Origin of the sequence: Flavobacterium sp. HBTb2-11-1 (assembly GCF_009826975.1) — a bacterium.
Lineage (GTDB): Bacteria > Bacteroidota > Bacteroidia > Flavobacteriales > Flavobacteriaceae > Flavobacterium.
Window position 1 is genome coordinate 1 of the sequence record NZ_WUMO01000001.1, and the last position, 23,586, is coordinate 23,586.

Sequence of the window (23,586 nt, forward strand, 5' to 3'; positions counted from 1 at the left end):
CAGAACTTTCAAATCAGAACTTTCAAATCAGAACTTTCAAATCAGAACTTTCAAATCAGAACTTCCAAACAGAACTTTCAATCAGAGAACTTTCAATCAGAGAACTTTCAATCAGAGAACTTCCAATCAGAAATTTCAAAACAGAGAACTTTCAAAGTATACGTTTCACGTAAAACATTCTAAACTTCCATTCTAAACTTCCATTCTAAACTTCCATTCTAATTTTCTATTCTACACATCCCAAATCAAAAACTTCCTATGTTCCACGTGAAACGTTTAAAAAAAAATCAATCTTAAAAATTTCAATTTTTCAAAAATCATTCCACGGGAAACATTACTTTTTTCTCTTTTAAATTCAAACCTAAAAATCGTTCCACGTGGAACGATTTAATCTTTTACTCGAATTTTCTATATAACGTTCCACGTGGAACGTTATTATTTATTTATAATTTCTAAATATATTTCACGTGGAACGTTATAAAAAATCAAAATTAAAAACGTTTCACGTGGAACATACCTATAATAAAAAAAGAGGTTTAATTACTGTTCCACGTGAAACATCTTTATCTTCTCCTCTTCCTTAGCTCTCATTAATTGAGCATCTTCATCTGTCTTATCTTTATATCCACAGTAATGAAGTATACCATGAGACAGCACTCTTTTAAGTTCTTCAGCAAATGAAACATTGAAGTCTTTTGCGTTGTCTGCAACACGTTCTACAGAAACAAAAATATCTCCATTTAACTCGTTACCAACTGTATAATCAAAACTGATAATATCAGTAAGAGTATCATGATCTAGATATTCAACATTGATTTTATGAAGATATTCATCGTCACAAAATATATAATTGATTTCTCCTTCATTCTTGTTTTCAGAAACAATTACAGCACTAAGCCAGTCACTAAAAGCTTGCTCGTCTCCTAAAGTAAAATCTGTTTCGTAATTAAAATTTATCATTTTGTATTAAAGTATTCTTGAACTTTTTGATTAAAATTCGAGCGCAAAGGTAGTGATTGTCTGTTTAATATCTCCACACTGTTTAAATATTCCAATAGTGAACTTGGTAAAGCATTCGAACGATTCGTAAATTCTGCCTTATTAGTTTCAGATTGTCTTTGTGTATCCTGACCTTGTTGCTGAACTGCATTGTTCAATTTCCATAATTCTTGCTGGATATTAAGAATACGTTGAAGGTTCTCATTCTTAAATCCTTTATTCAAAATCTGCTTTTCAGATTGTTTCATTTGATCAATAATAGATCTGCCTTGAGCATCTAAACCTTTCTTCGCTAATTCTTTTTGTAGTGCTTCACGAAGCTTAACTTGCTCTTTGTAGATTTCCATTATAGCTTCTGCGTCACCTTCTCCATCTTCTCCTTCATTACCGTTCTTTTCCCCTTTTCCATTCTTTCCATCTTTACCAGAAGTACCTTTATCGCCACTTTTACTTCCTTGTCCTTCTTTGCCCTGTCCTTCTTTTCCTTGACCACTTTGTCCTTGTCCAGACTTTCCATCTTTTCCTTCACCAGGTTTATCACCTTGCTGTTGTCCAGACTTCATTCCATCTTTCATTTTATCAGCAAGACCTTTTTGTTTCTGAATAATATCTGGTAACTGCATTCCTTGTCCGTCTCCAGATTTAGGTTTTCCTGCTCCCGGTTTAGGCATAGACATCTGCATGTTATTCAATAAATCACTTAAGAAATCGGCTAACTTATTTGCTGATGAAACTGCATATTGCTGGTGTGAAACTCCTCTTGGGATTTGAACATCCGTTAAGGTTTCTATAGCCTTGTCCATGTTGTATTGTACATTTCCAATTTCCTTGGTAACGTCTTCTGCTACCTTTGGATTACGTAATGAAAGTGCAAACAAACTATCATCAACATGTCTGAATTGCTGTTTTAAATTCTGCTGAATCTTGATGTTTTTTGTGAATGTCGACGAACCTAATTTCATTGCTTTAAACTGTTTCATCACATCCTCTTGTGATAAAGAATATGCTAAAAGATTATCTAGAATCTGACGAAGCATTGCTACATCTTCTTCTAATTGTTCTTGTTCCCCACCCTCCATTTCGCTCTGCATTTCCTGAGCCATAGACTTCATTTTCTTTGCAGCACTTTTCTGTTTTGGCTTAGCTCCAGATGTATTCTTTTTACTCAATTCCTCAGAAGCTTTATTCAAGTCATTGTCTACATCTTTCTCTTTGGAAGCATCAGATGGAATATCTAAAGGTTTCTTTAAAGTCTTATTCTCCTCTTTCAAATCTTTTAAATCTTCCTGAATCTTATCAAAAGATTTATTGATCTCATCCTGCTTCTCTTTAGTATTTTCTTTCTCTTTATTAGATAACTGTTCCTGTTGTTCTGACAGTTTATTTAGTTTCTCAGCAACCTGTTCTGCTTTCTTTGAAACGTAAAAACGCTTGGTTAATTCCACCAATTGTTCTAAATTACGAGATTGGTTTTTACTGATTTGTTTGAACTTTTCCATCTTATCAAACAGTTCTTCACTGTTTAATTTATCGTTTAAGTTCTTTAATTCGTCTAATAATTTCTGATTCTTTTCTAAATCTTTCTGTGCATTATCTAAACGCTTTTGTAAATCTTCGGCAGTTTTATCCTTCTTATCCTCTTTGAACTTATCTAAATTCTGATTCATTTTCTCAGAAAATTGTTTCATCATTTCGTCTTGTTGTTTCTGACGCTTGATAAAATCATTGATCTTCTGTTGATCTTTAAACTCTAAATTATCTTTTTCTTTTCCTGTATTCTGAAGCTTATCCATTTCTGAAATCTGCTTCGTTTGATTCTTCAAAGATTTAGATAAACTATTGATATTTTGATTTTGCTGTTGTAATTCTTGATCCTGAATTTCATCTGTTGTAGCTACACGATCTGAAAACGTAGAAGACTTTGTAGACTTAAATCCGTGTGGTGCATCGTTATCAAAAACTTCAAAATAGTATTCGTATGAAACTCCTTCTTCTACAGGAAGGTTACTTGGAAAATTAAAAACAAACTGATCAAATACTCCAGCCTTCACAGGAATGTTTCCACGCTTAGCAGACTGTGGTTTGTTACGTTCGTAGTATACGATTTGTAATTTCGAAAGTCCGTAATCGTCACCCAATCTTCCTAGAATATAGTTCTTATCAAGCTTCAAACTGTCTGGCGCAGGACCTACATTGATGGTTGGAAACTGATCTTTGATAACAGACAGCTGATAGTCTAGTTTTTCGTAGTTTTTAACTTTATCATTAGACGTAAGTATTTGATATTCGGTATTTTGACTAATATTTTTAGCCAATTTAAACTCATTTTCTGCCTTATTGAACTTAAATACTTCATTATCTCTTTTCCATACTACTTCTTGGGTAGATTTGGTATTCATTTTCCAAGTTACAGTGGTTCCTTCAGGTACAATTGCATTTCCAGTTCCCTGAATTGTCTCTGATTTTTTCTTTAGATAAGAAGGAAAACTTAAAACCATTTCGAAGTTTGCAATGGATGGAACTGTGATCACTTTCAATTCATATTCTTCAGAAACAACCGAATTTCCTTCAAAAGAAAATTGAATATTTTCAGAAGGCTTTTCAATTTTAAATTCAAACTTTCCTGGTTGAGAAGATTCCATAAAATAACTTTCGTTACCAATATGAATCATGACATTTTCTGGAACTACGTTTCCAACAGATTCCATTTTAATTACAAAATCTTTGTTTTGTTCTGCTTGCAAATTAGAATTCAAAACCACAAATTTGAAAGGAGCCGGTGGCAAAAATGCAGAATTGAAATGGACTACTCTATTCAAACTTTGAGAAATTACATTGCTATTTCCAGAAATATAAAACACAGCAAAAAGCAAAATTGGAACTAAAGCTAATGGCAAATATTTTTTGTTAGCTTTAAAATTGATGGCATTTCCAAAAGGAATTGGCTGTAAAGAATTTGCTTTTTGCTCTATCGATGCCAAAACCAATTCTGAATTTTCAGCATTGTTCTCAGATGACAATTGCAAAAAGTTAGTCAGCTTATCGCTCACTTCTGTGAAATGATTTCCAATAATTTTTGAAGCTTGGCTATAATCAATTCCCTTTTGAAGTTTGAATAACTTGAATAATGGGAAAAGAATTAAACGGACTAAAAGGAAAACTTCAACTCCAACAAATAACCAAAATAGAAAAGTTCTTCCCAATGGTTTTAGCCAAAGAAAGTACTCTACAAAAAGCGTAAATAGAAAATACAATAAACCAAAACCGGTAAAAAGTAAGATCCCTTTTATCAGTTCGTTGGTATAATATTTCTTAATGAAAGCCTCTAACTTTTGATATATTGCAGATGATGTTTTCAAAATAAGTCTGTTTTAATTATAACCTATAAAAGTAATAATTATAAAGATTCAAATTCCAAAAAATAAATTCCAAATTCCAAGGATTCACCTAGTTTGGAATTTGGAATTTTTAAAAATTTGAATTTATTGAAAGTCGTATCTTTGCAACAAAATTTTAAACAAATGTCAAAGCAAGTTCGTGTGCGTTTTGCACCAAGTCCGACTGGACCGTTACATATTGGCGGAGTTCGTACTGCCTTATTTAATTATTTATTTGCAAAAAAACATAACGGTGTTTTTTATCTAAGAATTGAAGATACAGATCAGACTCGTTTTGTTCCTGGTGCAGAGGCTTACATTATGGAAGCTCTTGAATGGTTAGGAATTGCTCCTGAAGAAACGGTTGGAAAAAATGAAAAATTTGGTCCGTACAGACAAAGCGAACGTAAAGATTTATACCAGCAATATGCAGATCAGTTGATCAATTCTGGTTGGGCATATTATGCTTTTGATACTCCTGAAGCTTTGGATGCACATAGAAAACAACACGAAGCTGAAGGAAAAACATTTATTTACAATCATCACAATCGTGAAAAGTTAGATACTTCTTTAGTAATTTCTGCTGATGAAGTTGCTACAAGAATTGCAAATGGAGAACATTATGTAATCCGTTTTAAAACTCCTGTTGATGAAACTTTACATTTGAAAGATATTATTCGTGGCGATGTTAAGTTTGAAACTAATCTTTTGGATGATAAAGTTCTTTTCAAAAGTGACGGAATGCCAACATACCATTTAGCTAATATTGTGGATGATCATTTAATGGAAACTTCACATGTAATTCGTGGGGAAGAATGGTTGCCATCTATGCCACTTCACGTTTTATTATACAAAGCATTTGGTTGGGAAGCTCCAGAATTTGCTCATTTACCTCTGATTTTGAAACCAGTTGGAAATGGTAAATTATCAAAAAGAGATGGAGACAAAATGGGATTCCCAGTATTTCCATTAGAATGGAAAACCGAAGAAGGTGTTTCATCTGGATACAGAGAAAAAGGATTTTTCCCAGAAGCAGTTGTAAACTTCTTAGCTTTACTTGGATGGAATGATGGAACAGATAAAGAATTATTTTCTTTAGATGAATTAGCTGAATCTTTTGACTTAAATAGAGTTCACAAAGCTGGAGCTAAATTTGATCCAGAGAAAAACAAATGGTTCAACCACCAATATTTAGTAAAACAAAATGATGCCGATTTAGCAAAAAGCTTCTCTCCTATTTTAGAAGAAAAAGGCTTCTCTACTCCGCTCGAAGTGACAACTCGCATAGTATCACTTATCAAAGAAAGAGCAAATTTCGTTTCTGAATTTTGGGATTTGACAGATTTCTTTTTCCAGGCGCCAACATCTTATGATGAAAAAGCAAGTAAAAATTGGAAAGAAGAAACTCCAACTTTAATGCAGGAACTGATTTCTGTTTTAGAAAATATTGAAGATTTTACTTCTGCAAATATTGAAGCAATCGTAAAAGATTGGTTAACTAAAAACGAAATCGGAATGGGGAAAGTAATGCAACCTTTCCGTTTAAGTTTGGTTGGAGCTCTTAAAGGTCCTCACCTATTTGACATTGTTGAAATCATTGGAAAAGAAGAAACTATTTCTAGAATTCAGAAAGCGATAGCTACTCTATAAAAAATTTTACCATTAAGATATTAAGAAAATTAAGCTGAACTTAACGGTAAAAAAAAGGAAAGTTTTTAAGTTCATAAAGCTTAATTGTCTTGACAAAGATTTGATCTTAATTTTCTAAATGAACTTAATGGTTCAAAAAAAACTAAACGCTACGTAACATTTCAAAAATGTTCTTAGCGTTTTTTTAATGTTTGAAAATTTTATTTTAGAAGAATTTTCGTAAATTACCAAATTCATAAATTAAACTAAATAACCATGAGTACAGCATTTATTATCTTTTTAGTATTGGCATTCTTCATTTTTATGTCGTCTTTCTTTACTGTAAAACAGCAATCGTCTGTTATTATCGAGCGATTTGGAAAATTTCAGAGTGTTAGAAATTCAGGATTACAACTTAAAATTCCGTTGGTTGATAGATTGGCCGGGCGTGTAAATCTTAAAATTCAGCAATTGGATGTTATCATTGAAACTAAAACTAGAGACAACGTTTTTATTAAAATGAAAGTTTCGGTTCAGTTCAAAGTAATACAAGAAAAAGTATACGAAGCATTTTATAAACTAGAATATCCACACGATCAAATTACTTCTTATGTATTTGATGTGGTTCGTGCTGAAGTTCCGAAACTAAAATTGGATGATGTTTTTGAAAGAAAAGATGATATTGCAGTTGCAGTAAAACGCGAATTGAACGAAGCAATGTCTGCATACGGATATGATATCATCAATACTTTGGTTACTGATATTGATCCAGACATTCAAGTAAAAAATGCAATGAATAGAATCAATGCTGCAGATAGAGAAAAAACTGCTGCAGAATTTGAAGCTGAAAGTTCAAGAATTAGAATCGTTGCAAAAGCAAAAGCCGAAGCAGAAAGTAAACGTTTACAAGGACAAGGTATCGCAGATCAACGTCGTGAAATTGCAAGAGGTCTTGTAGAAAGTGTTGAAGTTTTAAACCAAGTTGGAATTAATTCTCAAGAAGCTTCTGCCCTAATTGTAGTTACTCAGCATTATGATACATTACAATCTATTGGATCTGATACAAATTCAAACCTAATTCTTCTTCCAAATTCTCCACAAGCTGGAACTGACATGTTAAACAATATGGTTGCTTCCTTTACAGCTTCTAACCAAGTTGGCGAAATGATGAAAAAAGGAAATAAGAAAATTGAAAAACCAAAACAAACACCAAGACAATCTGGTTACGAAGATGACGTTCAACCAGATGTTCAACAATAATTGAAAAACAAAAAGAGGCTTAATCGCCTCTTTTTCTATTTATAAACCAACTGATGATAAATGGTAAAACGGATTGCAAAATTTCTGGAAATGATTTTTTGACATAACCTGTGTAAGATGAAATAAAACCATTTACAATATTTTGCGGAGTAATGCTTTCTTTGGTTTTCTGAAAACTTAAAACCAATTTCTGATAATTGATTTCTTTTTCCAATTTCAAAATTTCCAGATCTCTTTCAATCTCAGCATACGAAGAGTATTTTTTTCTTTCCATAATTAATCATTAAAAAAGATTTCTGAAAATTTCTCCAAGATTGGTCCTTCTACTACTTTATCTTTTACAAAGAAAAGTAAAATAGTCAGCACCAAATAGATCCCTCCTACTGTCAAAAATCCGAGAGCATTACTTTCAAACAAAGAACCAAAAGCATACGCTGCGGCAAAAGATCCAAAAATCATAACCATACTGAAACACAATAAAATCAAAGTAAACTTAAAGATTAAAGTTGTTGATTTCATTGCAACCTTAAACCCCCAAAGTTTATAATAAGCTAAATGACTTTCAATATATTCTTTAGCCTGATCTTGAACTTTTTCAGTGTTTTCTTTTAATTCTTCAAAAGCCATAAATTCTATTTTTTTAAATAAAAAAGCACAAAACTGTCTTATAAAAATAAGCAAGTAATGTGCTTTATAAAAATATTATTTCTGAAGTTTAGCGTTATGTGCTTTTAGTTCAGCAAGTTTACTTTCTAAAAAAGTGATCACTTCTTCTGTTTTGTAACTCATATTCGAAAGTAAATCTTCATACGTTCCGTCTAAGTTTTTCTTTGCGTGAGCAAACTTTTCACGTAAAACTTCTGAACTTGCATCAAAAGAATCTTTCAAATTATGCCTTGCATCATCTAAACCTTCTTTAATTTTTGCTCGAGTTTTAGATCCTTTATCAGGTGCAAATAAAATTCCTATCGCCGCTCCTGCAGCTGCTGCAGCTAAAATTGCTGCTGCTGTATTTAAATTCTTAGACATGATAGTTACAATTTAAAATTATTAATAAAGATACTCTTTTTTAAAATGATAAAACTTTGATTATTTGTAATTTACAAAAAATTAACAATCTTATTAATACACATAAGCCACAGCTTCGTACTTACCATCTGCTTTTTCGACAATGCTAACAAAAGGATAACCATTTGAAGCCGATTTAGATTTGATTCTCATAGCAGTCTGTTTCTGATTTGCAATTGGCGGTTCACCTTTTGTCCTTGTTGAGACTCCTGTAAAACTAGCTGCCTGTTTCAGTCCTATTGTTTTTTCTTGTGGAAGAACAGTTACCATTTTGTAATCGTCTTTAGAATCAACTACTATTTTATCAGAAATTTTCTGAGTTTGTTTTGTTTGCTTGTTTGTAATTGATGAAACAGCATGTTTGCTAATTTTGATTTCTTCAGAACTTCCATTTAAAGAATAATAAACAAAACCATTTTCGTTTTTAATAAAATTTACATCAAGCTGTTCTCCATTGTGTTTTGTAATTTGATGTGTTTGTGAAATTGCTACGTTTGCAAATAATAGTGCTACTGCGAAATATAAAATTTTCATGATAAATTAGATTTAAATTAAAAATTGTCAGAATTGAAATTTAAAAACTAAACTTTCACTCAAATTCAACATTATGGAATTTTGTTATTACAATATAATTTGAAAAATATCTTTTACGGGAAATATTATCAAAATTGCATCATAATAAAAATGAGAACATAAAATTGTCTTTTTGGGAAATCAGTTTTGAAAATCCATTGTCATAAAAATTACGAGTTTCTAAAAACAATACATTTTCAACTTAGATTCTTTACGGCAAATTTTAATTTTTTACAAAAATCATCTCTGACTTTTGGTATTGAGTTAAAAATAGCAACTTTATAAACAATTGTGTGTTAACAAGCCGTTAAACTGACTAAAATAACAGTAAAAATCAAAATAAATGCTTTAAATAAACAATAATTCAAAAAATGAGTTATCTATCAATTCACTTTAAAAAACGTCTTAAAATCAATTTATGAAGGTTAAAATTAATATGTAAAAACTATTATTTTTATATTTATAATCATTTTTATAAATAATAATTAAAAACTAAAATTTTAATAAATTAATAATAAAAAGTTATAGGTACAAAATTAAAGTCAAGGACTTAAAAAATAATAAAAAACTATTGTTTTAAATTCTATGGTCAGTTTTATAAATAATAGTCAAAATCTAAATTTTAATTTATAATAATCATCAAAACTTATAATTACAAAAATTGAAGTCAAAATTTAAAAAATAAGAAAAAACTTTAATTTTAGTTTTTTGAGAAGAAAACTTGAACTAAAAAAGAGAAAAATTGAAATAAAGAATTTTAAGGAATAGAAAACAAAAAAAGGTCTTCTCTATTCGACCATTTTTTATGTTAGCTTAAAGACAATTTATGAAAGTTATTTTTAATTCAAAAAATAAATTAAAATTGTAAATATTATAGATTTTATAAATAATAAATACATATAATTAAATATATAAATAATATCAATTAAAACTATATTATAAAGTTTGATGCGATAAATTAGGAGATAAAAAAGACAAAAATCAAAATAAAGCTTCTAGCTAAACGAAAATTTACAAAATGAATTCCTTATCCAATATTTTTTTATTTTCTTTTAAAATCAATTTATGAAAGTCACTTTTGATTTATAATAATTATAAATTTATCAATTTTAATAGTTATTCTATATAATAAAAAAAAGCGCTTATAAAAGCGCTTTTCATAAATTTAGTTGATATTACTTCTTCACCATTTCAGAAAGAATTTCAATTTCTCTTTCAGAAGCATTTTTTGGTGGATTTGAATATAATTTCAAAATTTCGTCAGAAAACTGATTTCTCAAATCTTCACTTTCAATATCTCTTAAATTCAAAAGTGCTTTTGATCTTACATAAGTCGATTCACTTTTTAAAGACATTGAATATAATTTCTTAATATCTTCTTCTTCAAAATCTGCAGATTTCCAGTTTGAATATTTCAAAATAAACTGAGAAAATAACAGTGAAGCCTTATTATTGTTGATATTTTTCTTCAAAGAATTTTGTAAAAGAGAAAAACTAGAGATGTTTTTGATATTATCGCCTATCGCACTTTCAATTGCAATTCTTTCAGCTTTAGTTTCAACTTTAAAATATTTGTTGATTTCTTTTAAAGAGTTATTGATGCTGTTTTCTTCTTTTTTACCTTTTTCTTCCCAAGCATCTTTCAATCCAACAGTCTTGTTAAATACTAATTTTGAAGGAGTTGAATCTTTATCAACAGTAAAATATCCTAAACGTTGAAACTGGAATTTATCTTCATTTTGAGCAGTTGATAAACTTGGTTCAACATATCCAGTTACAATTTCTAATGAATTTGGATTCACAAAATCTAAGAAATTCTTTTCTTTATAACTGTCTGGAGCTTCATCTGTAAACAAACGATCGTACAAACGAACTTCTGCTTCCAATGCATGTTTGATTGAAACCCAATGTAATGTTCCAGATACTTTTCTTTGGCTTGCTTCTGTTCCGCTTCCGCTTAAAGAATCAGTATCATAAGTAACATGAATTTCGGTTATATTTCCGTTTTCATCTTTTATAACAGATTCACCTTTAATGATATATGCATTTTTAAGACGAACTTCTTTTCCTAAAGTCAAACGAAAAAATTTAGCAGGAGCTTCTTCTAAAAAGTCTTCTCTTTCAATGTATAATTCACGAGAAAAAGGCACTTTTCTGAAACCAGCACTTTCATCTTCCTGGTTATTTTCAGCTTCCAACCACTCCTCTTTTTCTTCTGGATAATTGGTAATTACCAATTTTACAGGATCTAAAACAGCCATTACACGAGGTGCAATTTTATTCAAATCTTCACGAATACAGAATTCTAAAACCGATACATTTATTAAATTATCACGTTTTGCAATACCAATTGTATTAGCAAAATTACGTAAAGAAGCAGCTGTATAACCACGTCTTCTTAATCCAGATATAGTTGACATTCTTGGATCATCCCAGCCGTTAACATGCTTTTCTTTAACTAGTTGCTGTAATTTTCTTTTACTAACAACAGTGTGTGATAAGTTACGTCTTGCAAACTCTCTTTGTTTTGGACGCAGTTTATTTTCATCAAAAATTTGATCTAAAAACCAATCGTATAATTCACGGTGAGGCAAAAATTCAAGTGTACAAAATGAGTGAGAAATTTGCTCTAAATAATCACTTTGTCCGTGTGCCCAATCGTACATTGGATAGATTTTCCAAGCATCTCCAGTTCTGTGGTGATGTTTGTGTAAAATTCTATACATAATTGGATCACGCATTAACATGTTGGTTGATTTCATGTCAATTTTTGCACGAAGAATATGTGTACCAGCCTCAAATTCACCGTTTTTCATTCTTTCGAATAAATCTAAGTTTTCTTCAACAGAACGATTTCTGTATGGACTGTCAGTTCCTGGAGTTGTTGGAGTTCCTTTTTGGATCGCCATTTCTTCAGAAGATTGACTGTCAACATACGCTTTATCTTTTTTAATCAATAAAACTGCCCAATCGTATAATTGTTGGAAATAATCTGATGCATAACATTCTTCAGCCCATTTGTAACCTAGCCATTCTACATCTTTTTTAATAGCATCAACAAATTCCTGTTCTTCTTTTTCAGGGTTTGTATCATCAAAACGTAAATTCACAGGAGATTGATAATCAATTCCTAAACCAAAATTTAACGCAATAGAACTCGCGTGCCCAATGTGTAAATAACCATTAGGTTCTGGTGGAAAACGAAAGCGAAGTTTAGTATTTGAAAGACCTGATTTTACGTCTTCCTCTATGATTTGTTCAATAAAATTGAGTGATTTCTCTTCTGATGCCATTATTTTATAGTAATTTTAGCAAAGATAAAAAAAAGGTTTCAGGTTTCAGGTTTAAAGTTATTTAACTAGCGCAAAACCTGAAACTTTAAACGTGAAACAACATAAAAATGGGAGTTATAAAACTGAAAAATATCCGTACTTTTTCTTACCACGGATGTTTAATTGAAGAAGGAAAAATTGGATCTGATTACACAGTAGATTTAAAAATTAAAACCAATTTACAGAAATCAGCAGAAACAGATCATCTTTTAGACACTGTTGACTATGTACATTTGAACAAAATTGTGACGGAAGAAATGGCAATTCGTTCGCATTTATTAGAACATGTAGCCAAAAGAATCAATCTTAGAGTATTGGCAGAGATAGAAACTGTAGAAAAAACAACAGTTTGGGTTTCTAAAATTAATCCGCCTATTGGTGGTGATGTTGAGTCAGTTACTATAAAAATGACGGAAATTAGAAAGTAATGTTTAAAATTAAAATCCTAAAATTTTAAAATAGTTACTATGAAACTTTTGAAATTTAAAGATTTTAGTTACTTTTGCCAACCGTTCAAGTAATGGCGTCGTGGCCGAGCGGCTAGGCTGGGCTCTGCAAAAGCTCCTACTCCGGTTCGAATCCGGACGATGCCTCAAAACCTTCAAAGCAATTTGAAGGTTTTTTTATGTCTAATTTTTAGAAAAAATTAATTAAAATATATGTTCGAATCCGGATGATGCCTCAAAACCTTCAAAGCAATTTGAAGGTTTTTTTTATGTCTAATTTTTAGAAAAAATTAATTAAATATATTGGTTCGAATCCGAACGATTTCTCAAAAAGAGATACAGAAATGTGTCTCTTTTTTTTATGCGTAATTTTACCACAATCTTGTCATTTCGACGTAAGGAGAAATCTTCACAAGTAACTCCGCAACAATTTGTCCAATCTTTGTAGAGCTTCTCGTGAAGATTTCTCCTTACGTTGAAATGACAAACTGTTGTCAACTTTGACAAAGTTCAAAACTAACAGTTATAAACACAAAAAAAACCTCTGAAATTCAGAGGTTTAATTTATAGTTTTGAGTTATTAACAACTACTTCTTTTCTATTCTTTCGAAAGCATTTTTAACCATTTCTTTTTCTTTTGGAAACCAGCCTTGAATTACTAACGCAAATCCGAAAATCATTAAAACAACACTAATTCCTTTTTTAATTTTAAGAATATTATTCGGAGTCATTTTTGATTTTAACTGTTTGGCTAATAAAATCTTAGCACAATCAATTAATAAGTAAGTGATGATTACAGCAGTAAAAAATGTCATCATTCTTGAAGTCTGCATATCTAATTTTGGCCCAACAGAAATAATTACAGCAAGCCAAAAACCAAGAACACCAATGTTGATAACGTTCAATAAAAAACCTTTTACAAACAAACTTCCATAATTTCTTTTCAGAATATCACGGTCGATCTCTTCATCGTTTATTTTTTCTTCTTTCTTTAGTTTCACAAACGAAATGATACCATAAGAAAGCATAATTATTCCGCCAAAAATAAAAAGTGCTGGATCATCTTTTAAACTAGAAATCAGCCTATAACTTCCAAGATAAGCAATAGCAATAAAGAAAATATCGCCGAATACTACTCCTAAATCAAAAACAATTGCAGCTCTAAATCCTTTTGTAATACTGGTTTCTAATAAAACAAAAAATACAGGACCTACCATAAAACTAAGAACAAGTCCCCAAGGAAGTCCCGCTAGAATATCGTTAATCATCAATTACTACTTGTTATTTTACTTCTTCTATTTTACCGCCAAAAACTGTTTTCTGGTTTATTTGCTTTGGTTTTCCATAAATGTAAATAGAGCCTCCTGCGCTCACTTTTGCATCAACAAGGGTTGAAGCATTAACATCGGCTTTTCCGCCCGCAGAAACGCTTACAGTAGTCTGAGACGTTTCTAATTTACTTGCTAGTAAATATCCTCCTGCTCCTAAACTTGCATCTTGATTTGCAGCTTTTCCTGTTAGCGTAATTTTACCTCCAGAAACTGAGCTTACTTTTAGTTTATCAACATCCAAATCTACGGTAATGATACCTCCTTCTTGAGCACTCACTTTAAAAGAAGTCGCTTTGATGGCTTCACTGGTTTTTACCTCTGCTCCTTCATTTACATCAATCAATTCGATGTGTTTATAATACAAAGTTATATCAAGATCATTTCCTGAAAGAAGTTTTGGAAAAGGCATTCTTAGTTTCAAAATACCGTTTTTGTTAACAACTTCAACTTCTGCTTCTCTTGCTCCTTTTATAACAATTTTATTTTCAGATCCTTGAACTAGTTTTACACTTAATTTATCAAATACTTTTACGGTATCAAAATCACCTAACTCTTTGGTAACTTGACCAAAAGACATTTGTACAAATAAAATTGCTGCTCCTATAATTAGCTTTTTCATACTTTTATTTTTAAATTAATATTTATTCTGCTCTTCTTAAAAAATGAAAATCAAGTTGTTTTTTCACTAAGTCGGCATTTTTTACTTTCACATAAATTTCGTCTCCTAACTGTAGTAAACGGTTTGAAGTTGCTCCAACCAATGCATATTGCCTTTCGTCAAAAGTATAGTAATCCTCTTTTATCTCTCTGATTCTTACCATTCCTTCACATTTGTTAGAAACGATTTCAACATAAATTCCCCATTCGGTCACACCAGAAATAACACCAAGGAATTCTTCTTCCTGATGATCTTGCATGTATTTGACCTGCATGTATTTGATACTGTCACGCTCAGCATTTGTTGCTAAGTTTTCCATGTTTGAACAATGCAGACATTTGGTTTCGTACGTTTCTTCGTCTACAGAAGCTCCTCCATCCAAATAATATTGCAACAATCTGTGTACCATAACGTCTGGATAACGACGAATTGGCGATGTAAAATGGCTATAATAATCAAAAGCTAAACCGTAGTGGCCAATATTATCGGTCGAATATTTGGCTTTACTCATACTTCTAATGGCAAGAGTATCAATAAGATTTTGTTCTTTCTTACCGTTTACTTCTTCCATCAAAGCGTTTATTGATTTTGCTATATCGCCTTTTGTTCTAAAATCAATTTTATAACCAAACTTAGCAATTACAGTCTGCATTGCAATTAACTTATCTTCATTTGGTTCATCGTGAATACGGTAAACAAAGGTTTTCTTCTGTTTTCCAATGTATTCTGCTACTTTTCTATTAGCCAAAAGCATAAATTCTTCAATCAAATGATTGGCATCTTTTGATATTTTAAAATATACTCCTTCTGGTTCTCCTTCTTCGTTAAGATTAAATTTCACTTCGACTTTATCAAAAGAAATAGCGCCTTGCTGCATTCTTTTCTTTCTCAAAATTTTAGCCAATTCATCTAGTTTTAAAGTCGCTTCAACAATTTCATCGGATACAACATAAGATTCTCCAGTAATAGAAACATCAACTGGAATCGTATTATTTCCTTTAGTTTCAATAATATGCTGAGCTTCTTCATAAGCAAAACGCTGATCTGAATAAATTACAGTTCTTCCAAACCATTGGTTAATAACCTGTGCCGTTGGAGAAACTTCAAATATAGCAGAGAAAGTATATTTCTCTTCATTCGGACGAAGCGAACAAGCAAAGTTAGACAATACTTCTGGAAGCATTGGCACTACCCTATCTACCAAATAAACCGAAGTGGCTCTTTGATACGCTTCATCATCTAGGATGGTTCCCTCTTCCAAATAATACGAAACATCGGCGATATGAATTCCAATTTCGAAGTTTCCATTTTCTAACTTTTTGAAAGACAAGGCATCATCAAAATCTTTTGCATCTTTTGGATCTATCGTAAACGTAAGCGTATCACGCATATCACGACGTTTTGCAATCTCAGATTCCTGAATAGAAGTATCCAATTTTTGTGCAAAAACCTCTACTTCTACCGGAAAATCTGCTGGCAAACCATATTCAGCCAAAATAGCATGAATCTCAGTATTATGCTCTCCAGGTTTTCCTAAAACTCGAATTACAGATCCAAACGGACTATCTGCTCTTTTTGGCCAATCTTCAATCTTCACTAAAACTACATCTCCATTTTCGGCTTCACCAATTTTATCTTTTGGAATAAAAATATCGGTATACATTTTAGGATTTGCAGTAGAAACAAAAGCAAAATTAGGCTGCATATCTATTACACCTACAAACTCTGTTTTATCTCTTTCAAGAACTTCAATTACCTCACCTTCAGGTCTTTTTCCTTTTCTTCTATTATAAACGTAAACCCTTACTTTGTCTTTATCTAAAGCACGATTCAAATTATTGGTCGGAATAAAAACATCTTCTTCAAACTCGTCACAAATAAAATATGCCGTTTTTCTGCTCGTCATATCTATCGTTCCTTCGTAGTAATCCTGGCTGATTGCTTTTACTAAGTATTTTCCAGGTTCTGTTTCTATGATTTTCTTCTGAGCTGCCAGAATCTTTAGATCTTTGATAATCTGATTTCTGCTTTTGGTATCATCAAGTTCTAGCTTTGCTCCTATCTGTTTGTAATTGAATGGCTTATTAGCGTTTTGCGATAAAATCTTCAGGATTTTCCCAGAGAAATCTTTCTCTTTTTTTATCGGCTTTCTAATTTTCTTACTCATAAATCTTCTCTTATAAGGTTTAAAATTACAAATAAGAAATCAGATTACAGATTTTAACAATTAGAATTATTAAAATTATAACTTTTCGTACATTTACAAAAACACGTTATATGGAAAGCTTTCAAACCATCGCCGTATTCAATTATCAGCACGAAACAGTGGTTCTCAAACACTTACTAGAGCAAGAAGGAATTCCTTATTTTTTCGAAAACGAAATGACACTTTCCGTTATGCCACTTTACTCAAATGCCCTGGGCGGAATCAAACTCAAAGTTCATCCAGAAGACTTCGAACAAGTTCAGCAAATTCTGGACAATCTCAACAATCCTCTCAAAATCGTCTGAAACAAAAATTCAAAAATCAATTTCAAATCAGAAGTAAAATTCAATTCAAAAAATAAAATTTTTCAATTTCAACTTTTTTAGTTTTCAACATATATTAAATACAACAAAAAAGATTTTTAAAAATTTAAAAAAATTTGGTTGTTATTATAGCTTGTTAATATGTCGAATAAATTTTTTTTTGAAGTCATTGAAATCTCGTTTTACTTATTTATTCTGAGTTATCAACATAGTTATTTTTAGTTAAATTACTTATTTATAAGACTTTTTCTATTTTAATTAACAACGGTTGACAACCAAATTTGAATTGATTTTGTAGATAAGTTGATATGTTGATTACTGTTGAAAATGGTATTTTTGATATTGATAACTTTTCCAAAAATTCACGAAACTTTTCTTGCATATTTAAATCCAGTTTTGGATTATGAAATTTTTGAAAACAACCAAAAAAAACTTCTAATTTTCTTTTCGAACTTATTAACATTTTCTGTTAACTTAAAGTTAATTGAATATCAAGCAATTACAAACTCCTATTAACACCTCAAAATTTTAACAAATATTCTGTTTATTCTTCATTGATTGTGAGATAGTTATAGAGTTATCAAAATTGTTAATAACCTATAAGGTTTTGACTGTAAGATAGTTGTAAAATGAGGTTATTTGTTACTAATTGCACGAATGTACACGAATTTATTTTGGAATGTTTACATAGTACTTAAAAAGAAAAAAATTTGTGAAAATTAGTGCAATTGGTGGCAACCATTTATTAATTGAGTAAATTTGCATAACACAACTTAATAGTATAAAAAAATGAAAATTTCGATAGGAAACGACCACGCAGGACCAGAATATAAAAAAGCAATTGTTGAAATGCTGAAAGCTAGAGGTTATGAGGTAACTAATTATGGTACAGATACTGATGCTTCTGTAGATTATCCAGATTTTGGACATCCAGTTGCGAATGATGTATCTGAAGGAAAAGCTGATTTTGGAATTGTAATCTGCGGAAGCGGTAACGGAATTGCGATGACTGTTAATAAACACCCGAAAGTGAGAGCTGGCTTATGCTGGACTAAAGAAATCGCGTATTTAACACGTTTACATAACGATGCAAATATTGTGAGTATTCCGGCGCGTTTTACTTCTATTCACCAAGCTGTTGAAATTGTTGAAACTTTCTTAGATACAGCTTTTGAAGGCGGAAGACACCAAAATAGAGTGAATAAAATTGCTTGTGCATAAAAAGTCAAAAAAAATTTGGTGCTTCGCACCTATTAATAAACACACCGGGCCGATTTTTAATTTGCTCGGTTTTTTATTTTAAGTATTTATTATTCAGTGTTTTAAAATATATTTTTTGAGTTATCAACAATGTTAATATCTACTTTTTGTAGTTTAAATAAGCAATTATAAGTGCTAATTGAATTGCTAAAATCACAACGAACTTTACAATAAAAGAAGTTTTACTCGTTTTATGTCTAAATAATAACATCGCTGTTAATAACCCTGGCGATCCTCCAGTTAAAGCCATGAGAAACAAGGTTTTTTCAGGAACACGTCGGTTATTTTTTCGGGCTTGAGATTTGTCATATCCCGCGAAAATAAAAACGAGAATATTTATAAATAAAAAATATAGTAATAAAACTTCCATTGGCTTAAAATTAAAAACAAAGATATTATTTTAGCCGAATGATTTACTATTTTGCAGAAACGCTTTAACAAGTAAATTATATCATTTTTAAGTAAGAAAATCATTTCATTAAAAGTATGACTAATATTCAATTTATTGCCAAGTCTGTTCAGGCACCCGCAGTCAGTATTCAAAACACAGTTAAATTATTAGAAGAAGACTGTACGATTCCGTTTATTTCGCGTTACCGAAAAGACGCAACCGGAAATCTTGATGAAACTGTAATTGAGCAGATTGCAAAACTTCAAAAAGATTATGATACACTTATTAAACGTAAAGAAGCCGTTTTAAAATCTATTGAAGAGCAAAAAGCGCTTACGCCAGATTTGAAGAAAAAAATTGAAGACAGTTTTGATTTACAAGAAATAGAAGATTTTTACCTTCCATATAAAAAGAAGAAAAAAACAAAAGCTGATGTGGCGCGCGAATTTGGATTGGAGCCTTTAGCAAAATTAATAATGTCTGAAAGCGATGTTGATTTTGATTTCATTTCGACGCAGTATTTAAATGAAAATGTTATTAACGAAGAAGCTGCCATTCAGGGTGCAAGAGACATTGTTGCTGAATGGATTAATGAAAATATTTATGTTCGTAAACAGCTTCGTAGATTGTTTCAGCGAAAAGCAACCATTGCCACAAAAGTGGTTAAAAAGAAAGCTGAAGAAGAAGGCGCACAAAAATTCAACCAGTATTTTGATTGGGAAGAACCTTTGACAAAAGCGCCAGCACATCGTTTATTGGCAATGTTACGTGCAGAAAACGAAGGTTTTATCAAAATGAAAATAGATGTTGATATCGACGATGCTTACGATGTTATTGATGAAATTATCATCAAAAAACAAAACAATTCAACTTCGCATTTACAGTTGGCGATTGAAGATAGTTATAAACGATTATTAAATCCTGCAATTGGAAACGAAACGTTGCAGGAAGCAAAAGCAAAAGCCGATGCGAATTCAATTCAGGTTTTTGCTAACAATTTGAGTCAATTGTTATTGGCTCCGCCGTTGGGAGAAAAGCGTATTTTAGCAATCGATCCAGGATTTAGAAGCGGTTGTAAAGTAGTTTGTCTAGACGAAAAAGGGGATTTATTATACAACGAAACGATTTATCCGCACGCGCCTCAAAACGAGGAATCAATGGCGATAAAAAAAATCCGTTCGATGGTAAACGCCTATCAAATTGATGCCATTTCTATTGGAAACGGAACAGCTTCTCGCGAAACTGAATTTTTCATCAAAAAAATCGCATTTGACAAACCAGTTCAAGTATTTGTTGTTTCTGAGGCGGGAGCTTCAGTTTACTCAGCTTCAAAAATTGCGAGAGAAGAATTTCCTAATTATGATGTAACGGTTCGTGGTTCGGTTTCTATCGGGCGACGACTTTCAGATCCGTTGGCCGAATTGGTAAAAATAGATCCGAAAGCGATTGGAGTAGGACAATATCAGCATGATGTTGACCAGACGAAACTTAAAGAAGAATTGGATAGCACGGTAATTCGTTGCGTAAACTCGGTTGGAATTAATATCAACACAGCGAGTAAACATTTGTTGAGTTATGTGAGTGGAATCGGGGAGAAGCTGGCGGAAAACATTGTACAATACCGTTCTGAAAACGGACCCTTTGAAGATAGAAAACAGCTGAAAAAAGTGCCGCGTTTAGGAGACAAAGCCTATCAGCAGGGAGCAGCATTTATTAGAATTACAAATGCTAAGAATCCGCTAGATAATTCGGCGGTGCATCCAGAAGCTTATCCGGTTGTTGAAAAGATGGCGAAGGATTTGAATATTTCTTTGAATGAATTAATTGCAAACAAAGAAAAAACAGCGCTTATCAAACCTGAAAAATATGTTACGTCTGAAATTGGTTTACTTACGCTGAAAGATATCATTAAAGAGCTTGAAAAACCTGGATTGGATCCAAGAAAGTCGGCTAAGGTTTTTGAATTTGATGCAAACGTAAAATCAATCAAAGATTTGAAAACTGGGATGATATTACCAGGAATTGTAAATAACATCACCAACTTTGGCTGTTTTGTTGACATCGGAATCAAAGAAAGCGGTTTAGTGCATATTTCGCAGTTAAAATCAGGTTATGTAAGCGATGTAAACGAAGTGGTAAAATTGCACCAGCATGTTGATGTGAAAGTTACTGAAGTTGATGAAGACAGAAAGAGAATTCAGTTGACGATGATACTTTAAATTTCAAAAATAAAGTTCCGAATTCCAATTGGAACAAACAAAAAAATCCCAGACTACATTGTAATCTGGGATTTTAATTTTTTCGAATTTCTTATTTTGTTTCTTCCTCTTGTTTTTTAGAAGCAGCAGGTTGATCGTCTTTAGCAGCGTTTTTAAATTCCTTAATTCCACTTCCTAAACCTTTCATTAATTCTGGAATTTTTTTACCTCCAAAAAGTAATATCACAATACCTACGATAACAAGGATTTCTGTAAGACCTAATCTTCCCATGACTAATATATTTAATGCCGAAGCAAATTGTTTTTCTTAATTATTCCGCAAAGGTATATAGAAATATACGAAATAGAAGTATTTTTAGTTTAAAATATTTGCATCAGACCGCGTTAAATATTTTATAAAATCGTAAATTATAGCTCTTCAAGTAATTTTTCGAATAAATATCATGTTGATTAATTATTTATATTTGCTAGCATAAAGAAGGATAATGACTCAAAAAAAGAAAAAGAATTTTAGAAAAAAACTGTTCATTAAAAACCGGTTAGTAATTTTAAATGAAGACACTTTTGAAGAGATATTTTCTTTTAGGCTTACTTTAATGAATGTCTTTGTGACGTTTACTTTAGGCGGAATATTTCTAATTTTAGTTACTACTTTTATCATTGCTTTTACACCCCTTCGAGAATTTATTCCTGGATATTCTTCTACAGAATTGAAACGAAATGCTACTAAACTGGCCATTAAATCAGATTCTTTAGAAACGGCTTTGAGACAAAATGAAGCTTATATAAAAGGGATTCAGAAAGTCTTAAAAGGCGAATTAGAATATTCAAAATTTAATAAAGATTCTATATTATCAGAATCTCTTGAAGATGCTTCAGATTTAAATATGAAAGCATCTGACGCAGAAATAAAATTGAGAGAAGAGGTAGCTGAAACCGAAACAGAGCTGAAAGCAAAATCTCAAGACAAAAAGAAAAGTGATAAAAAATAATACCACTGAAAATGTCAATTAAGTCAATTGCGGCAAAACTATTTGCCAGAAAAATATATAAACAAACTCTTAGATGGGCTAAAAAACCTGTTGAAACGCAACAAAAGGTTTTTAAAAATCTGATTGAAAATGCACAAAACACCAAATTTGGAAAAGATCATCATTTTAATCAAATAAAAACTTTTGAAGATTTTCAGAAACTAGTTCCGGTAAGGGATTACGAAGATTTAAAACCTTATGTTGATAAGGTTGTAAAAGGAGAGGCAGATGTTTTATGGAAAGGAAAACCACTATATTTTGCCAAAACTTCGGGAACAACTTCGGGAGCAAAATTTATTCCGCTTACCAAAGAATCGATGCCGTATCATATAGAAGCAGCTCGAAATGCCATTCTGCATTATATTCACGAAACAGGAAATGCCGATTTTGTTGACGGAAAAATGATCTTTCTACAAGGAAGTCCAATTTTGACGGAGAAATACGGAATTAAATTTGGGAGACTTTCTGGAATTGTAGCGCATTTTGTTCCAAAATATCTGCAGAAAAACAGAATGCCGTCTTGGGAAACCAATTGTATAGAAGATTGGGAAACAAAAGTAGACGCCATTGTCGATGAAACCATAAAAGAAGATATGTCTGTAATTTCGGGAATTCCATCTTGGGTACAGATGTATTTTGAACGTTTACAGCAAAAAAGCGGTGGAAAAAAGATTAGCGAAATATTCAAAAACTTTAATCTATTTATTTATGGAGGCGTAAATTATGAACCTTATCGCGCCAAGTTTGAACAAATGATTGGCAAAAAGGTAGACAGTATTGAGCTGTTTCCAGCTTCTGAAGGTTTTTTTGCGTACCAAGATTCGCAGAAAGAAAAAGGAATGCTGCTACTTTTGAATTCTGGAATTTTCTATGAGTTCATAAAAGCAGATGAGTTTTTTAACGAAAACCCGAAAGTCTACACCATTGGTGAAGTTGAGGTAGGAGTAAACTATGTTTTGATTATTTCGACTAATGCAGGGCTTTGGCGTTATAATATTGGAGATACTGTTCAGTTTACTTCTTTGGCGCCTTATCGTGTTATAGTTTCCGGACGTATCAAACATTATATTTCGGCTTTCGGAGAACACGTTATTGCCAATGAGGTTGAAAATGCTATGAAAGAAGCGGTAAGTTCTACCAATATTGTTATAAACGAATTTACTGTGGCACCACAAATTACGCCTGCCAGCGGATTGCCTTATCACGAATGGCTGATCGAATTTGAGAAAGAGCCTGAAAATATGGAAGCTTTTGCTGAAACTATCGATAATTCAATGCGAAAACAGAATATTTATTACGACGATTTAATTACTGGAAATGTTTTGAGAAAAGTAGTTATCACGAAAGTTTCTAAAAATGGATTTCAAAATTACATGAAATCACAAGGAAAACTGGGCGGACAGAATAAAATTCCGAGATTGTCGAATGATAGGAGGATTGCGGATAATCTTACAAAATGAAATAATATTTCCAAGATTAAGCA

Annotated in this window: 21 protein-coding genes and 1 tRNA gene; 10 read left to right on the top strand and 12 right to left on the bottom strand. The window is 31.6% G+C overall.

The window, feature by feature from the left end; all coding sequences use genetic code 11:
* On the top strand, positions 1–196 hold a 196-nt coding region (locus tag GR162_RS00005; RefSeq protein ID WP_160780515.1), incomplete at its 5' end, for a hypothetical protein.
* Between the two features lie 344 nt (positions 197–540).
* Here GR162_RS00005 and ybeY read toward each other — a convergent pair.
* Complete coding sequence (gene ybeY, locus GR162_RS00010) at positions 541–960, bottom strand: rRNA maturation RNase YbeY (RefSeq protein WP_160780516.1); 420 nt, start codon at positions 958–960, stop codon at positions 541–543.
* Positions 957–4,358: a DUF4175 family protein gene (locus GR162_RS00015; RefSeq protein ID WP_160780517.1), complete on the bottom strand. Its 3,402-nt coding sequence runs from the start codon at positions 4,356–4,358 to the stop codon at positions 957–959. The genes ybeY and GR162_RS00015 overlap by 4 nt, the downstream gene beginning before the upstream one ends.
* A gap of 162 nt (positions 4,359–4,520) precedes the next feature.
* On the opposite strand from GR162_RS00015, the gene gltX reads away from it, so the two are divergent.
* Together gltX and GR162_RS00025 are read left to right on the top strand one after the other, a co-directional pair.
* Positions 4,521–6,026, top strand: a complete 1,506-nt coding sequence (gltX, locus tag GR162_RS00020) for a glutamate--tRNA ligase (RefSeq protein ID WP_160780518.1) — start codon at positions 4,521–4,523, stop codon at positions 6,024–6,026.
* A gap of 255 nt (positions 6,027–6,281) precedes the next feature.
* A complete protein-coding gene (locus GR162_RS00025; protein ID WP_160780519.1) occupies positions 6,282–7,265 on the top strand; it encodes an SPFH domain-containing protein in 984 nt (327 codons plus the stop codon).
* Between the two features lie 19 nt (positions 7,266–7,284).
* Here the strand turns inward: GR162_RS00025 and GR162_RS00030 are convergent, their stop codons facing one another.
* From GR162_RS00030 to GR162_RS00050, 5 genes are all read right to left on the bottom strand, one after another.
* Positions 7,285–7,539, bottom strand: coding sequence for a DUF6327 family protein (locus GR162_RS00030; RefSeq protein WP_008465770.1), 255 nt, complete (start codon positions 7,537–7,539; stop codon positions 7,285–7,287).
* A 2-nt stretch (positions 7,540–7,541) separates the two neighbouring features.
* Positions 7,542–7,892 (bottom strand): competence protein, encoded by a 351-nt coding sequence (locus tag GR162_RS00035; protein WP_091129197.1) that lies wholly within the window; start codon positions 7,890–7,892, stop codon positions 7,542–7,544.
* 75 nt (positions 7,893–7,967) lie between these two features.
* A complete protein-coding gene (locus tag GR162_RS00040; protein WP_008465774.1) occupies positions 7,968–8,294 on the bottom strand; it encodes a YtxH domain-containing protein in 327 nt (108 codons plus the stop codon).
* A 93-nt stretch (positions 8,295–8,387) separates the two neighbouring features.
* A complete protein-coding gene (locus GR162_RS00045) occupies positions 8,388–8,867 on the bottom strand; it encodes a hypothetical protein (RefSeq protein ID WP_091129193.1) in 480 nt (159 codons plus the stop codon).
* Positions 8,868–10,081: 1,214 nt separating this feature from the next.
* Entirely contained in the window at positions 10,082–12,199 is a 2,118-nt protein-coding gene (locus tag GR162_RS00050) for a glutamine--tRNA ligase/YqeY domain fusion protein (protein WP_160780520.1), read from the bottom strand.
* Between the two features lie 107 nt (positions 12,200–12,306).
* On the opposite strand from GR162_RS00050, the gene folB reads away from it, so the two are divergent.
* Both folB and GR162_RS00060 read left to right on the top strand, forming a co-directional pair.
* Positions 12,307–12,666, top strand: a complete 360-nt coding sequence (gene folB, locus GR162_RS00055) for a dihydroneopterin aldolase (RefSeq protein WP_008465779.1) — start codon at positions 12,307–12,309, stop codon at positions 12,664–12,666.
* A gap of 94 nt (positions 12,667–12,760) precedes the next feature.
* Positions 12,761–12,831, top strand: a tRNA-Cys gene (locus GR162_RS00060).
* Between the two features lie 440 nt (positions 12,832–13,271).
* Here the strand turns inward: GR162_RS00060 and GR162_RS00065 are convergent.
* The 3 genes from GR162_RS00065 to rnr are packed head-to-tail and all read right to left on the bottom strand — an operon-like array spanning position 13,272 to position 16,840.
* Positions 13,272–13,952 (bottom strand): LysE family translocator, encoded by a 681-nt coding sequence (locus tag GR162_RS00065; protein ID WP_160780521.1) that lies wholly within the window; start codon positions 13,950–13,952, stop codon positions 13,272–13,274.
* A gap of 13 nt (positions 13,953–13,965) precedes the next feature.
* On the bottom strand, positions 13,966–14,634 hold the full coding sequence (locus GR162_RS00070) for a head GIN domain-containing protein (RefSeq protein WP_160780522.1): 669 nt from the start codon (positions 14,632–14,634) through the stop codon (positions 13,966–13,968).
* A 22-nt stretch (positions 14,635–14,656) separates the two neighbouring features.
* The gene (rnr, locus tag GR162_RS00075; RefSeq protein WP_160780523.1) at positions 14,657–16,840 is read right to left on the bottom strand and encodes a ribonuclease R; all 2,184 of its coding nucleotides are present in this window, start codon (positions 16,838–16,840) and stop codon (positions 14,657–14,659) included.
* 110 nt (positions 16,841–16,950) lie between these two features.
* Between rnr and GR162_RS00080 the strand changes: the two genes are divergently transcribed.
* Together GR162_RS00080 and rpiB are read left to right on the top strand one after the other, a co-directional pair.
* A complete protein-coding gene (locus GR162_RS00080) occupies positions 16,951–17,184 on the top strand; it encodes a putative signal transducing protein (protein WP_160780524.1) in 234 nt (77 codons plus the stop codon).
* A gap of 807 nt (positions 17,185–17,991) precedes the next feature.
* Positions 17,992–18,423 (top strand): ribose 5-phosphate isomerase B, encoded by a 432-nt coding sequence (gene rpiB, locus GR162_RS00085; RefSeq protein ID WP_008465784.1) that lies wholly within the window; start codon positions 17,992–17,994, stop codon positions 18,421–18,423.
* Positions 18,424–18,562: 139 nt separating this feature from the next.
* Here rpiB and GR162_RS00090 read toward each other — a convergent pair whose 3' ends face one another.
* Positions 18,563–18,832, bottom strand: coding sequence for a DUF1294 domain-containing protein (locus GR162_RS00090; protein WP_160780525.1), 270 nt, complete (start codon positions 18,830–18,832; stop codon positions 18,563–18,565).
* 116 nt (positions 18,833–18,948) lie between these two features.
* Here GR162_RS00090 and GR162_RS00095 point away from each other — a divergent pair, with 116 nt between their 5' ends.
* Positions 18,949–21,072: a Tex family protein gene (locus tag GR162_RS00095; RefSeq protein WP_160780526.1), complete on the top strand. Its 2,124-nt coding sequence runs from the start codon at positions 18,949–18,951 to the stop codon at positions 21,070–21,072.
* Positions 21,073–21,163: 91 nt separating this feature from the next.
* On the opposite strand, the gene GR162_RS00100 is transcribed toward GR162_RS00095, so the two are convergent.
* Positions 21,164–21,343, bottom strand: coding sequence for a twin-arginine translocase TatA/TatE family subunit (locus tag GR162_RS00100; protein WP_008465789.1), 180 nt, complete (start codon positions 21,341–21,343; stop codon positions 21,164–21,166).
* A gap of 214 nt (positions 21,344–21,557) precedes the next feature.
* Between GR162_RS00100 and GR162_RS00105 the strand changes: the two genes are divergently transcribed.
* The gene (locus tag GR162_RS00105) at positions 21,558–22,064 is read left to right on the top strand and encodes a peptidase (RefSeq protein WP_160780527.1); all 507 of its coding nucleotides are present in this window, start codon (positions 21,558–21,560) and stop codon (positions 22,062–22,064) included.
* Between the two features lie 11 nt (positions 22,065–22,075).
* Positions 22,076–23,563, top strand: coding sequence for a GH3 auxin-responsive promoter family protein (locus tag GR162_RS00110; RefSeq protein WP_160780528.1), 1,488 nt, complete (start codon positions 22,076–22,078; stop codon positions 23,561–23,563).
* Positions 23,564–23,586: the final 23 nt, after the last annotated feature.